The organism is Kaistia soli DSM 19436, from assembly GCF_900129325.1.
Taxonomy (GTDB): Bacteria; Pseudomonadota; Alphaproteobacteria; order Rhizobiales; family Kaistiaceae; genus Kaistia; species Kaistia soli.
The window spans coordinates 145,062-159,002 of the sequence record NZ_FQUP01000007.1; the positions used below are offsets into that span (position 1 = coordinate 145,062).

Below are 13,941 nucleotides of genomic sequence, written 5' to 3' on the forward strand. Positions count from 1 at the left end.
GCTGCCTTGTCGAGCCGGCGCTTTCCCCCTATAGGGGTCACTTCAAATGACACGAAATCCTTCAACGGTCGCGGACCAGCCCGCGGCGGTGTTTGCGCACCGCCATCTGCTGGGCATCGAGGGTCTCACCCCTCCGGAAATCGTCGCGCTGCTCGATCTCGCCGAGGAGGCTGTCGATGTCAGCCGCCAGGTCGAGAAGAAGAAATCGGTGCTGCGCGGCCGCACGCAGATCAACCTCTTTTTCGAAGCCTCGACGCGCACCCAGTCCTCGTTCGAGCTTGCCGGCAAGCGGCTCGGCGCTGATGTCATGAACATGTCGGTCGGCTCGTCCTCGGTGAAGAAGGGCGAGACGCTGATCGACACGGCAATGACTCTGAACGCCATGAACCCGGACATTCTCGTCGTCCGGCATCACGCGGCGGGCGCTGTGCATCTGCTGGCCCAGAAGGTCGGCTGCTCGGTGATCAATGCCGGCGACGGCGCGCATGAGCATCCGACGCAGGCTTTGCTCGATGCGCTCACCATCCGACGCCACAAGGGCAGCTTCAACGAGCTGATCGTCGCGATCTGCGGCGACATCCTGCATTCGCGCGTCGCCCGCTCCAACATCCTGCTGCTCAATGCGCTTGGCGCGCGGGTCCGCTGCATCGGCCCGTCGACGCTGCTGCCAAAGGCGCTGGACCGGCTCGGCGTCGAGATCTTCACCGACATGAAGGCGGGGCTTGCCGATGCCGACATCGTCATGATGCTGCGGCTGCAGCGCGAGCGCATGGATGGCTCCTTCGTACCGTCGGTGCGGGAGTATTTCCACTTCTTCGGCCTCGACCAGGAGAAGCTCGACTATGCCAAGCCCGATGCGCTGGTGATGCATCCCGGCCCGATGAACCGCGGCGTCGAGATCGACTCGGCCGTCGCCGACGGCGCGCAGAGCCTCATCCGCGAGCAGGTCGAGATGGGCGTCGCCGTCCGCATGGCGGTGCTGGAGGCCCTGGCGAGCCATCTCCCCAACCAGCCGAGCTTCGCATGAGCGCCAGTCCGCTGCGATCCGAGCCGCGTCCGCTCGTCCTCTCCAATGCCCGCATCGTCGATCCCGGCCGGCAGATCGATGCACTCGGAACCGTCGTCGTCATCGATGGACTGATCGTGCATGCCGGGCCGGGCCCGACGCCCTCGCTGCCCGAAGGCGCGGAGATCGTCGATTGCCGGGGCCGCGCCGTGCTGCCCGGCCTGGTCGACATGCGCGTCTTTGTCGGCGAGCCGGGTGCCGAGCATCGCGAGACCTTCGCCTCGGCGGGCCAGGCGGCCGCCGCGGGTGGCGTCACCACCATCGTCACGATGCCGGACACAGAGCCGGTTATCGACGATGTCGCGCTCGTTGATTTCATCGCCCGCCGCGCCCGCGATACCGCGTCGGTGAACGTGCTGCCGATGGCCGCGCTGACCAAGGGGCTCAAGGGGCGCGAGATGACCGAGTTCGGCCTCCTGAAGGCGGCTGGCGCGGTCGGCTTCACAGATGGCCGCCATTCGATCACCAATGCGCTGGTGCTGCGCCGGGCGCTCACCTATGCGCGCGATTTCGGCGCGTTGATCATGCATCATCCGGCCGATCCCGATCTCGTCGGCTCTGGCGTCATGAATGAGGGCGAGACCGCGACGCGGCTCGGCCTGCCGGGCATTCCGCGCGAGGCCGAGATCATCATGCTGGAGCGCGACATCCGCATCGCTGCGCTGACTGGCGGGCGCTATCACGCGGCGCAGATTTCGTGTGCCGAATCGCTCGCCGTCATCCGCCGCGCCAAGGCGGCCGGCTTGAAGGTGTCCTGCGGCGTCTCCGCCACGCATCTCGCCCTCAACGAGCGCGATGTCGGCCCCTACAGGACATTCTACCGCCTTTCGCCGCCGCTTCGCGCCGAGGATGATCGTCGCGCGATGGTCGAAGGTGTCGCGGACGGCTCGATCGACGTGATCGTGTCGAGCCACGATCCGCAGGACGTCGATACGAAGCGTCATCCTTTTGCCGAGGCTGCCGATGGTGCCGTTGGGCTGGAGACGCTGCTCGCCGCGGCGCTGAGGCTGGTCCACAACGGCGAGGCCGAGCTTGCGGCGGTTGTCAACGCGCTTTCGACACGGCCGGCTGCACTGCTCGGGCTCGAGTCGGGACGACTGGCGCCCGGAGCGCCCGCCGACCTGATCCTGGTCGATCTCGGCATGCCGTGGATCTGCACGACCGAGGCGCTGCATTCGCGCTCCAAGAATACGCCTTTCGAGGGTGCACGCTTCGAGGGCCGCGTTTTGAGAACCATCGTCGCGGGACGCACGGTGTATCGTTTCGGCGACGCCTGAGCTACCAGAGGCGATCGGGAACTATCGGGGGAGACACGCATGGGAACCCAGGGCGTTCAGATCTTGGCGACACTGATCCTTGGCTATCTGCTGGGCTCGATCCCCTTCGGGCTGATCCTCACCCGTCTTTTCGGTGCCGGCGATATCCGGGCGATCGGCTCGGGCAATATCGGCGCCACCAATGTGCTGCGCACCGGTCGCAAGGGCCTCGCCGCAGCGACGCTGATCGGTGATGCGCTGAAAGGGACGCTGGCAGTGCTCATCGCCAGCAGGATCGGCGAGGGCAACGCGCTCATTGCCGGTTTCGCGGTTGTCATCGGCCACATCTTCCCGGTCTGGCTCGGTTTCAAAGGCGGCAAGGGTGTCGCGACCTTTCTCGGTGTCCTGATCGGTCTCGCCTGGCCGGTGGCGATCGGCTTTGCGGTCGTCTGGCTCGCGGTGGCGGCGCTGTTCCGATTTTCCTCGCTTGCCGCACTCGTCGCGACACTGGCGACGCCGATCGCGTTCGTAGTCCTCGGCCAACGGCCCCAAGCAATCCTCTTCGTTGTTCTTGCTGCGATCGTCTGGTGGAAGCACACCCCCAATATCGTGCGCCTCCGCGCCGGGACCGAAGGCCGGATCGGCGACAAAGGCTGACACCGGCTTAAGAACTCCACAACCTTTTCGTGTTGTCGGGTTGCATTGCCCCTTCCGCTTTTGTGATGACCCCGCCAAACTCACTTTCTTAATGTGCGGCGTCGCAAGCGGGGGTTGAAGATGACCGGTTGGGTGGGTGATCGCGGTCGCGGGTTCGCTCGGTGAGCGGCGTCGGGCCAACGCCGGGACTGACCGAAAGCCAGAGGCTCAACTGGTTGCGGCTGATCCGCAGCGAGAATGTCGGACCGGCAACGTTTCGCGATCTGCTCCGGCATTTCGGCTCGGCGGGAGCGGCGCTCGAAGGGCTGCCGGATCTGGTGCGACGCGCCGGAAAGCCGATCCGGATCGCTGGGCTCGACGACGCCGAGCGCGAGATGGAGGCACTCGCCGCGATGGGCGCGCGCCTCGTCGCGATCGGCGAGGCGGATTATCCCGAGTGGCTGCGCGCAATCGATGCGGCGCCACCTCTTCTGGCGATCAAGGGTGCCGGTGCGGCGCTGACGGGACGGCCGATGATCGCTATTGTCGGCGCCCGCAACGCCTCCGTCGCCGGCCGCAAGATCGCGGCGATCCTCGCCCGGGATCTTGGCGAAGACGGCTTCGTCATCGCTTCCGGGCTTGCCCGCGGCATCGACGCTGCCGCGCATGACGCGGCGCTTTCCGGCGGAACGGTCGCCGCTTTCGCCGGCGGGCTCGATCGGCTCTATCCGCCGGAGCATGCCGATCTCGCCGCGCGGATCATCGCCTCTGGCGGCGCGCATGTGTCGGAGATGCCCTATGGCTGGGAACCGCGCGCGCGCGACTTCCCGCGGCGCAATCGTCTCGTCTCAGGCATGTCAGCGGGCGTCGTGGTGGTCGAGGCCGCCGAGCGCTCCGGTTCGCTGATCACCGCCCGGCTGGCGGGTATTCAGGGCCGAACCGTCTTCGCCGTGCCCGGCTCGCCGCTTGACCCGCGCTCGACCGGCTCCAACCGGCTGATCAAGGAAGGCGCCCATCTCGTCACCGCGGCGCGTGACGTCGCCGAGATCGTGGCGCCGATGCTTGGCCGCGTCATCGCGCCGCCGCCCGCATGGAGCGAAAACGACATCGTGGAACCTGTGACGCTGCATACGCCAGACGAAGGCGACCGCGCGATCCTCGTCGAGGCGCTCGGCCCGGTGCCGACGACGATCGACGACATCATCCGCTTCACGGGGCTCAGCACGCCCACCGTTCAGGTCCTGTTGCTGGAACTCGATCTTGCCGGGCGGATCAGCCGCCATCCCGGGCAGCGCGTGTCGCTCATCGATTGAGACGGGGTCGGGCGGATCAACTCCGCTCCTGGCTGGTCACCGCCCGCGATTCGTCTTCCACCATCGAGAGGAGGTAGGCGAGAAAGGGCAGATCGGCGCGTTGCGCGATGGCGCGAAGCTCGCTCGACATCCGGCCGATATAGCGCGCCGCTTCTGCCCGATCCGCGGTCTCAGGAGCCTCGATGGCGCGGCTGCGAGTGGAATCTGTCTTCGGCATTCCCATATCCCGTCCCCAGTCGATCACGATCGCCGAGCTCGTTCATAAGTTGCATTATGTCACAACTACAATCAATAGCCGCAATGGCCGCATCGCGTCGACGCCTGATTGTCCCGAAGACGCCAACAGGAGGTCGATCACGGTCGATTGATTGACAGGCCAGCCGCTTTCCGGGATTGTCCTGCGCGACTTCGCCCGGGAGCCGCCCCGAGACAAGCGGGCTCGGGCTGCGGCGTCGATCCGGCGCGACCCATTCCCATTTTCCGCCGTTCCGGGCCCCTTGGTCCGGCCGGCCTTGCGCAAACGGCACCGATGAATCTCGTCATCGTCGAATCGCCCGCAAAGGCGAAAACGATCAACAAATATCTCGGCTCGGCCTATCAGGTCGTGGCTTCCTATGGACATGTCCGCGACCTGCCGTCGAAGGACGGCTCGGTGTCGCCTGACGATGATTTCGCCATGCTCTGGGAGGCGGACCCGAAATCGGCGAAGCGCCTGTCCGACATGGCCACCGCGGCCAAGTCCGCCGATCGCATCATTCTCGCAACCGATCCGGACCGCGAGGGCGAGGCCATCTCGTGGCATGTGCTCGAGGTTCTGAAGCAGAAGCGCGTCCTGAAGGACAAGCCTGTCGAGCGCGTGGTCTTCAACGCCATCACCAAGCAGGCCGTGCTCGACGCGATGAAGAACCCGCGCCCGATCGATGCGGCGCTGGTCGATGCCTATCTCGCTCGCCGCGCCCTCGATTATCTCGTCGGCTTCACGCTGTCGCCGGTGCTCTGGCGCAAGCTGCCCGGTGCGCGGTCGGCCGGCCGCGTTCAGTCTGTGGCGCTGCGTCTCGTCTGTGATCGTGAAAGCGAGATCGAGAGCTTCAGGAAGCGCGAATACTGGTCACTCGTCGCCCGTCTGGCCACGCCACGCGGCGATGAATTCGATGCGCGCCTCGTCGGGGCGGATGGCAAGAAGATCAGCCGCCTCGATGTCGGCACCGAGGCTGAGGCGGCGGCGTTCCGCACCGCGCTTGAAGCCGGCCGATTCACGGTGGCCGATGTCGAATCGAAGCCGGCCAAGCGCCATCCGTTTGCGCCGTTCACCACCTCGACGCTGCAGCAGGAGGCGAGCCGCAAGCTCGGCTTCGCGCCGAACCGCACCATGCAGCTCGCCCAGCGCCTCTATGAAGGCGTCGATATCGGCGGCGAGACGGTCGGTCTCATCACCTATATGCGAACCGACGGCGTCGACATGGCGCCGGAAGCCGTTGTCGCCGTGCGCCAGGTGATCGGTGCCGACTTCTCGCCGCGCCATCTGCCGGATGCGCCGCGCCGCTATCAGGTCAAATCGAAGAACGCGCAGGAAGCGCATGAAGCGATCCGTCCGACATCGCCCGACCGTCGTCCCCGCGATGTCGCGCGTTATCTCGATGCAGACCAGGCCAAGCTCTATGAGCTGATCTGGAAGCGCACCATCGCGAGCCAAATGGAATCGGCCGAGATGCAGCGCACCAGCGTCGACATCCTGGCCGAAGCAGGCGGGCGCAAGCTCGATCTGCGGGCGTCGGGACAGGTCGTCACCTTCGATGGCTTCCTCGCGCTCTATAACGAAGACAAGGACGAGGAGGGCGACGAGGAAGACGGCCGCCTGCCTCGGATCGACAAGGGCGAGCTGCTCGAAAAGCGCGCGATCACCGCGGCACAGCATTTCACCGAGCCGCCACCGCGCTACAGCGAGGCGTCGCTGGTGAAGCGCATGGAGGAGCTCGGCATCGGCCGTCCGTCGACCTATGCCGCGACGCTCACCGTGCTGCGCGACCGCGAATATGTGCGCATCGAGAAGAAGCGCCTCGTCCCAGAGGACAAGGGCCGGCTTGTGACGGCCTTCCTCCAGAGCTTCTTTTCCCGCTACGTCGAATATGATTTCACCGCCGATCTCGAAGGCAAGCTCGACCAGATCTCGGCCGGCGAGATCGCCTGGAAGGATGTGCTGCGCGATTTCTGGACGCAGTTCTCTCTCGATGTCGGCGAGACCAAGGAGCTGCGCGTCGCGCAGGTTCTCGATGCGCTCAACGAGTTGCTCGGCCCGCATATCTTCCCGGAAAAGGCAGACGGCAGCGACCCGCGCGCCTGTCCGGCCTGCGGCAACGGCAAGCTGTCGCTAAAGCTCGGCAAGTTCGGCGCCTTTGTCGGCTGCTCCAACTATCCGGAGTGCCGCTACACGCGGCAGTTGGTCGTTCAGGGCGATGAAGGGGCTGGCGAGGCCGGCGAGAACGGCGCGATGCTCGGCGCCGATGGCACGCGTGTCCTCGGCAAGGACCCGGAAACGGGCCTCGAGGTCACGCTGCGCGCTGGCCGGTTTGGTCAGTATGTGCAGCTGGGCGAGGCCGAGGGTACCGAGAAGCCCAAGCGTTCCAGCCTGCCGAAGGGTTGGGACGCGGCGAGCATCGATCTCGACCGGGCGCTCGCGTTGCTTTCGCTGCCGCGCACGGTCGGCATTCACCCAGAGGACGGCAAGCCGATCCAGGCGGGTCTCGGCCGCTATGGGCCGTTCGTCCTGCATGACGGCAAATACGCCAATCTCGATGGGATCGACGAAGTGTTCGCCGTCGGCCTCAACCGCGCCGTCACGGTGCTGGCAGAGAAGCAGGCCAAGGGTCCGCGTGCAGCGCGTGGTGCCGAACCCTTGAAAACGCTCGGCGACCATCCGACCTTAGGCGGACCGGTCACGGTTCATTCCGGGAAGTATGGCCCTTACGTGAAGCATGGCGCCGTCAATGCCACGCTGCCGAAGGATACGCCGCCCGAAACCGTCAGCATGGATGTCGCGGTCGCGCTGATCGCCGAACGCGCCAGCAAGACACCGACGAAACCCGTCCGCGCTGCCAAGAGCGCCACGACCAAAGCGCCGGCCGCCAAAAAGACGGCCGCTGCGAAGAAGGCCCCCGCCGCCAAGAAGGCGCCGGCAGCCAAGACCAAGAAGGCCGCGCAAGCGTCCTGATCCCGCCGCCTGTTGCCAGGTGACGCGCACCCCGCCATTCTGACCGGCAGCAAGCCCGCCGGAATGGCGGCGCGCGGCCGGCCGTGGCGGCCCCCCGCATTTCATTGGAAAAAGAGACAACTTGGCCAAGAAGCCAGACCACCCCATTTCAAAAGGTTCCCGATCGGCGGCGCGTGGCGCCCCGGTCGTTCCCGACGCGAACGGCCTGCCGTCGCGCGAACAGATCCTCACCTTCATCGCCGAGCATCCCGGACAGGCCGGCAAGCGCGAGATCGCGCGCTTCTTCGGCGTTTCCGGCGGCGCGCGCATTGCGCTGAAACGCATGCTGAAGGAATTTGGCGAGGAAGGCCTCGTCAGCAAGGAGCGCAAGCGCCTCGCGCCGGCCGGCACGCTGCCGGCCGTCAGCGTCCTCCTGATCGTCGAGCGCGACGCGGACGGCGATTTCGTCGCCCAGCCGGTGTCGTGGAACGATGACAAGACCGGCGTGCCGCGCGTGCTGCTGGTGCAGAGCCGCGGCCGGCCGCTGGTCCCGGCACCGGGCATCGGTGACCGCGTGTTGGCGCGTGTTTCGCCTGATGCAGCCGCCGAATCCGGTTTTCCCTATACGGCCCGCGTCATCAAGGTTCTCGAAAAGCGTGCCCCGTCGATCCTCGGCGTCGTTCGGAGCACCATCGACGGCGAGCGGCGCATCGAGCCGGTCGATCGCAAGCAGAGCGAATATTCGCTTGCCGCCGAAGATCTCAACGGCGCCAAGGATGGCGACCTCGTCGCGATCGAGGTCAAGCGCATGACGCGCTATGGACTTTCGGCGGCCCGGGTCATCGAGGTCATCGGCGCGATGCACAGCGAGAAGGCCGTCAGCCTGATCGCGATCCATGCGCACAACATCCCGCATATCTTCCCGCCGCCTGTTCTCGAAGCGGCCGAACGGGCGCAGCCGGCGCCGATTTCGGGCGTGCGTGAGGATTGGCGGCCGATGCCGCTTGTCACCATCGATCCGGCCGACGCCAAGGATCATGACGACGCGGTGCATGCCGAACCGGACAGCGATCCTGAAAATCCCGGCGGCTTCATCGTCACGGTCGCGATCGCCGATGTCGCCTGGTATGTGCGGCCCGGCTCGCCGCTTGACCGCGAGGCGCTGAAGCGCGGCAATTCGGTCTATTTCCCGGATCGCGTCGTGCCGATGCTGCCGGAGCGGATTTCGAACGACCTCTGCTCGCTGCGTGAAGGCGAGGATCGTCCGGCGATCGCCGTTCGCATGCAGTTCACCGCCGAAGGCAAGAAGAAGTTCCACTGGTTCCACCGCATCATGATGCGGTCGGCGGCGAAGCTCTCCTACCAGCAGGCGCAGGCCGCCATCGACGGAAGGCCCGACGACAAGACCGGGCCGCTGCTCGATCCGGTGCTGAAGCCGCTCTGGGACGCCTATGCCGTGATGAAGCGCGGCCGCGACCAGCGCGAACCGCTCGATCTCGATCTGCCGGAACGCAAGGTGATCGTCGGCCCCGATGGCGCGATCGAGCGCATCGTGGTGCCGGAGCGGCTCGATGCGCATCGCCTGATCGAGGAATACATGATCCAGGCGAATGTCGCGGCGGCGGAGACGCTGGAGCGCAAGAAGTCGCCTCTGGTCTACCGGGTGCACGACGCCCCATCGCTGGCGAAGCTCGAGTCGCTGCGCGAATTCCTCGCCTCGATCGAGATGAACCTGCCGCGCGGCGGCAATCTGCGACCGGGTCATTTCAATACGATCCTCGGCAAGGTGAAGGACACCGAGCACCAGGCGCTCGTCAATGAAGTGGTTTTGCGCTCGCAGAGCCAGGCCGTCTACAGTCCGGAGAATATCGGCCATTTCGGCCTCAACCTCCGCCGCTACGCGCATTTCACCTCGCCGATCCGCCGCTATGCCGACTTGATCGTGCATCGCGCGCTGGTGCGTTCGCTGGAGCTCGGCGAGGGTGGGCTGCCCGACGGCGCAGAGACGGATCTCGAAGCAATCGCGCAGGAGATTTCGGGCGCCGAGCGCCGGGCCATGGCGGCCGAGCGCGAGACGATCGATCGCCTCGTTGCGCATTGGCTCGCCGACCGCATCGGCGCGATGTTCAGCGGCCGCATCGCCGGCGTCACCCGCTCGGGCCTCTTTGTGAAGCTGGACGAGACTGGGGCCGACGGCTTTGTGCCGATCGGCTCGATCGGCGCCGATTTCTTCGACTATGACGAGGCGCGCCATGCCGTCATCGGCAGCCGCACCGGCGAGATGCACCAGCTCGGCGACCGCGTCGAGGTGAAGCTGGTCGAGGTCGCGCCGATTGCCGGAGCGCTTCGCTTCCAGCTTGTCTCTGATGGCCGGCATGTTCCAAAGGGCGAGCGCCGGGTCGTCGAGCGCGGCTTCCGTAACGCGATCGGCCGCCCTGGCGGCAAGCCCAGGCCGGGTGCGCCCGTGGGCGCCAAGGCTGGTGGCAAGCCGCGAGCGGGGACAAAGCGGCGCTGAGCGGACGGGCAGGGGACGAGACAGCGATGTCTTTTCCGCCTATTAACAGGTGCGGCCGCATGGTGGCTACCTGAGGCTGAGGGACAGGGGCAGGCATGGTCGCGCCGGATTTCGAGACGCACGAGGTCGGCAACCAGGTTCCGCCGCGGACCGGTGTCAATCTCTACGTCTCCGATCCCGTTCTCGCCGCGCTCGTCGAGGATTTGCCGCCGCCCGTCGTCGACAGCCTGACGCAGCACGGCGCTCAATGGGGCTCGGCCGAGATGGCCGATCTCGCGCGCCTCGCCAACACCGTGCTTCCGCACCTGAAGACGCATGATGCCAACGGGCGCCGCGTCGATCTGGTCGAGTTTCATCCGGCCTATCACGCCTTGATGCGGCGCTCCGTCGGCGCCGGGCTGCATGCCTCGATCTGGGATGCGGTGGGCGATGAATCCAGTGTGCGCGCCGTGGCACGTGGCGCGCGGATCTACATGACGGCGCAGGTCGAACTCGGCCATCTCGGCCCGCTGTCGCTCACAAGCGCCACCGTGGCCTCGCTCGGACATTCGCAGCCGCTTGCCGAGGCGTGGCTGCCGCTGCTGCGCTCGCGGCGCTATGACTCTCGCCCCGTGCCGACCGGTCAGAAGACCGGCGCGCTGATCGGCTTCGCGACGACCGAAAAGCAGGGCGGCTCCGATCTTCGCGCCTCCTCCACACGTGCCGACTCGATGGGCGACGGTACTTTTCGCCTGGTTGGGCACAAATGGTTCGTGTCGGCCCCGATGAGCGACGCACTGCTCGTCCTCGCGCAGACGCTCGAAGGCCTGTCGCTCTTCCTGGTGCCGCGCTTCCAGGCCGACGGGAAGCGCAATCCGCTTAAGCTGATGCGGCTCAAGGACAAGCTTGGCACGCGCTCCAACGCGGTCGCGGAAATCGAGCTTCCCGGCTCGATCGGGGTGATGGTCGGCGAGCCGGGACGCGGTGTCTCGACCATTGCGGAGACAGTGACGCTGCTGCGCGTCGACGATGCGCTCGCGGCGGCGGGCGTCGCCCGCGCGGCGCTGGCCGAGGCGGTGCATGTGGTGCGTCACCGCCGCGCGTTTGGATCACCGCTCATCGACCAGGCGCTGATGACGCGCGTGCTCGCCGACATGGCGCTCGACGTGACGGCGGCGACCGCGCTGGTGTTCCGCCTCGCCGAGGCCGTCGACCACTCGCAGGACAATCCTGCGGAGGCGGCCTTCGCTCGGCTGATGACGCCGGTGGTGAAATACTGGGTCACCAAGATCGCTCCCGCCATCGTCATCGAGGCGATGGAGTGTGCCGGCGGCAACGCCTATGTTGAAGACAGCCTTCTGGCGCGGCTCACGCGCGATGTTCTGGCGCTGCCGCTGGCCGATGGACCGGGCAATGTCCTCAGCCTCGATGTCCTGCGCGTCCTGCGCCGATCGCCCGAGCCGCTCGATGCCGTGCTGAAGGTGATCGAGGATGGTCTCGGCAGCGCCGCCCGCTCGACGCTCAATGTGCTGCGTGCGGCGACGGCGGTGGCACTGGCCGACGAAGGCTCGGCGCGCATCCTGACCGAGCAGCTTGCGATGACCGTTGCCGCAGCGGCGCTTCGCCGCCGTTTCCCGTCGGTGATTGCCGATGCCTTCCTCGAAACGCGGCTCGGAAAGCCTTGGCGCTCGACATATGGCATGCTCGACGCGCGCTTCGACGCCCGGGCCTTTGTGGACTATGTCGTGCCGCGGATGTGACGTTGCGGGTCTGGCGGGCAGGAAGCCGGGCCGTCATCCGAGCTTGTGGCCGAAAGCCCATGCCGTGCAGGACGGCGCTGACCTCGATCAGCCTTCCACCAGTGACTTGAGCCGCGCCAGGCGGTCCTCCCACTCGGCGGACACCTGGTCGAGATATCGCCTTGCGATCACGAGTTGCTCGACACGCAGTCGCCAGAACCGATCCCGGCCAACGCGAAAGCTCTCCACGAGGCCGGCTTGCTCCAGCACGCGAAGGTGCTTGGTGATGCCCTGCCGGGTGACGCCGCTTCCGGGGCCGTTCAACCGGCTCGTCGGGAGAGGGCCGTCCTCCCCCAGACGTTCGACGATCGAAAGCCGCCACGGATCGCCTAACGCGGCGAAAATCGGTGCTGTATTCTCCGGACGCTGAAGGGTGGCGTGGACGCTCGTCACGGCGCGTCCCGTTTGCCGTCCAGGGCGAGATATTTCGCGACAAGCTTTGCCTGGTGCTCCCAGCCCCCGTCATTCGCCTCGAGCGCCGATCTGCGGCGGTCTATCGGAAGCTGGTCGAATCCGCTTTCGGTTATGGTGAGGAGGGTGCCGCCTTCGACATCGGCGAGCTGGAAGGTGACAAGCGTCGTCGGCTCGGTGTCATAGCTCTTCGACGGATCAACGGCGAATGGGTGCCAGCGAAACGAAAACAGATGCATGGGATCGATCTGCTCGATCCTGATGCGGAAGATGGTTCCGCGATACGGCTCCTGCAGTTTTGCGACCTCGGGATCGACCTCGGTCGGAACAATATGGCCGACCGCTTCGTGACCGGCAATGAACGGCCCGTCGATCCGGACTCCGAACCAGATCCCGAACTCGCCGGATTCGGTGAGCGCATTCCAGACGCGCTCACGCGTGGCACGGAGAACAATCTCCTTTTTGATCTCGTCGGTGGTCATGCGCAACCTCCAGGTTGCGTCATTTTTGGCATATCCTGTGCGATGGAGCAACCATATGGTTGCTCGTCCAATAAGACCTCAGAAGTCTCGGTCGGTGCGGGGCCGGGAGCGGAAGAGCTGTCTGCTTAGTCGTCGCCCGCGAGATCCGCGGCGATCTTGGCGAGGCGGTCGAGCGCGCCCTGGAGGATGAAGGCGGCGGCCATCTTGTCGACCAGTTCGCCGCGGCGTTTACGGCTGGTGTCCGCCTCGAGCAGCGTTCGCGTGACGGCGACGGTCGACAGCCGCTCGTCCCAGAAGACGACGGGAATGTCGATGAGCGGCAACAGGTTGCGCACGAAGCTGCGCGTCGCCTGGGCGCGGGGACCTTCCGAGCCATCCATGTTGAGCGGCAGGCCGATGACGATCGCGGCAGGCTTGTGCTTCGCGATCAGCTTGCCGAGTTCCTCGACATCGAGCGTGAACTTGCGCCGGACGATGAGGACCAGAGGTGAGGCCATGCGGCGGCCGAGGTCGGAAATTGCGACGCCGATGGTCTTGGTGCCGAGATCGAGGCCAAACAGCGCCGCGGTCTTGTCCAGCCGCGGCGCGAGATCGGCGATGTCGAGAAGAGAGGCTGCCATCCCGCTCAGATATAGATGATCGCGACGAAGCCGAGAATGACGAGGATCGTGCCGCCGATCATCACCTTGGTGAAATGCTCGTCGATCATCGCGCGGGCCTGCGGGCCGAAGCGATAGAAGAGCCAGGCGACGATGAAGAAGCGGAGGCCCCGCGTCAGCGCTGCCGCGACGATGAAAGTAACGAGATTAAGGTGCACCACGCCGGAGGCGATGGTGACGAGCTTGAACGGGATCGGCGTCAGTCCCTTGGCGACGATGATCCAGCCGCCCCATTCGTCGAAGCGGAGCTGGAAGTTATGGAACGCCTCTTCGAGATGGTAGAAGGCAATCACCGGCTGGCCGATGACCTCGTAGAGACCTGCGCCGATGGCATAGCCTGCGAGGCCGCCGAGAACTGACGCAATGGTGCAGACGAGAGCTGCACTCAGCCAACGGTCGCGCCGGGCGAGCACGATCGCAGCGAGGACAGGATCAGGCGGAATCGGAAAGAACGAGGCTTCGGCGAAGGAGACCACCGCCAGCAACCAGAGCGCATGCGGTCCTGCCGAGAGCACCATGACGCGGTCGAACAGCCGCTTCAGGAAGCTGCGATTGCCGCGGTCCGCCGTCGTTTCCAGATCCGTCACCTGACCTCCTTGCGATCCTGACGCCATTGCCCAATCGGTCGTTGCGCGCAT

12 protein-coding genes are annotated in these 13,941 nt (G+C 66.0%); 7 read left to right on the top strand and 5 right to left on the bottom strand.

Features of this window, described 5'->3' with window-relative positions; translation table 11 throughout:
- Nucleotides 1–46 precede the first annotated feature (46 nt).
- The 4 genes from BUB39_RS22360 (at nt 47) to dprA (ending at nt 4,271) form a co-directional block, all read left to right on the top strand.
- Nucleotides 47–1,027, top strand: a complete 981-nt coding sequence (locus BUB39_RS22360) for an aspartate carbamoyltransferase catalytic subunit (RefSeq protein ID WP_073058130.1) — start codon at nt 47–49, stop codon at nt 1,025–1,027.
- Nucleotides 1,024–2,343 (top strand): dihydroorotase, encoded by a 1,320-nt coding sequence (locus BUB39_RS22365; RefSeq protein ID WP_073058131.1) that lies wholly within the window; start codon nt 1,024–1,026, stop codon nt 2,341–2,343. The genes BUB39_RS22360 and BUB39_RS22365 overlap by 4 nt, the downstream gene beginning before the upstream one ends.
- A gap of 39 nt (nt 2,344–2,382) precedes the next feature.
- Complete coding sequence (gene plsY / locus BUB39_RS22370; RefSeq protein ID WP_073058133.1) at nt 2,383–2,979, top strand: glycerol-3-phosphate 1-O-acyltransferase PlsY; 597 nt, start codon at nt 2,383–2,385, stop codon at nt 2,977–2,979.
- Between the two features lie 161 nt (nt 2,980–3,140).
- The gene (gene dprA / locus BUB39_RS22375; RefSeq protein ID WP_073058135.1) at nt 3,141–4,271 is read left to right on the top strand and encodes a DNA-processing protein DprA; all 1,131 of its coding nucleotides are present in this window, start codon (nt 3,141–3,143) and stop codon (nt 4,269–4,271) included.
- Between the two features lie 16 nt (nt 4,272–4,287).
- Here dprA and BUB39_RS22380 read toward each other — a convergent pair whose 3' ends face one another.
- Entirely contained in the window at nt 4,288–4,488 is a 201-nt protein-coding gene (locus BUB39_RS22380) for a hypothetical protein (protein WP_073058137.1), read from the bottom strand.
- Nucleotides 4,489–4,800: 312 nt separating this feature from the next.
- Here BUB39_RS22380 and topA point away from each other — a divergent pair, with 312 nt between their 5' ends.
- The 3 genes from topA to BUB39_RS22395 all read left to right on the top strand — a co-directional run bounded on the left by topA (nt 4,801) and on the right by BUB39_RS22395 (nt 11,712).
- Nucleotides 4,801–7,479: a type I DNA topoisomerase gene (gene topA / locus BUB39_RS22385; RefSeq protein WP_073058139.1), complete on the top strand. Its 2,679-nt coding sequence runs from the start codon at nt 4,801–4,803 to the stop codon at nt 7,477–7,479.
- A gap of 121 nt (nt 7,480–7,600) precedes the next feature.
- The gene (gene rnr / locus BUB39_RS22390) at nt 7,601–9,973 is read left to right on the top strand and encodes a ribonuclease R (protein ID WP_073058141.1); all 2,373 of its coding nucleotides are present in this window, start codon (nt 7,601–7,603) and stop codon (nt 9,971–9,973) included.
- Between the two features lie 95 nt (nt 9,974–10,068).
- Nucleotides 10,069–11,712 (top strand): acyl-CoA dehydrogenase family protein, encoded by a 1,644-nt coding sequence (locus BUB39_RS22395; protein WP_073058143.1) that lies wholly within the window; start codon nt 10,069–10,071, stop codon nt 11,710–11,712.
- Between the two features lie 87 nt (nt 11,713–11,799).
- On the opposite strand, the gene BUB39_RS22400 is transcribed toward BUB39_RS22395, so the two are convergent.
- The 4 genes from BUB39_RS22400 to BUB39_RS22415 form a co-directional block, all read right to left on the bottom strand.
- A complete protein-coding gene (locus BUB39_RS22400; protein ID WP_073058145.1) occupies nt 11,800–12,144 on the bottom strand; it encodes an ArsR/SmtB family transcription factor in 345 nt (114 codons plus the stop codon).
- The gene (locus BUB39_RS22405; RefSeq protein ID WP_073058147.1) at nt 12,141–12,644 is read right to left on the bottom strand and encodes an SRPBCC family protein; all 504 of its coding nucleotides are present in this window, start codon (nt 12,642–12,644) and stop codon (nt 12,141–12,143) included. The genes BUB39_RS22400 and BUB39_RS22405 overlap by 4 nt, the downstream gene beginning before the upstream one ends.
- A gap of 125 nt (nt 12,645–12,769) precedes the next feature.
- Entirely contained in the window at nt 12,770–13,264 is a 495-nt protein-coding gene (gene ruvX / locus BUB39_RS22410) for a Holliday junction resolvase RuvX (RefSeq protein WP_073058149.1), read from the bottom strand.
- 5 nt (nt 13,265–13,269) lie between these two features.
- Nucleotides 13,270–13,890: a YqaA family protein gene (locus BUB39_RS22415; RefSeq protein ID WP_084527862.1), complete on the bottom strand. Its 621-nt coding sequence runs from the start codon at nt 13,888–13,890 to the stop codon at nt 13,270–13,272.
- Between the last annotated feature and the right edge of the window lie 51 nt (nt 13,891–13,941).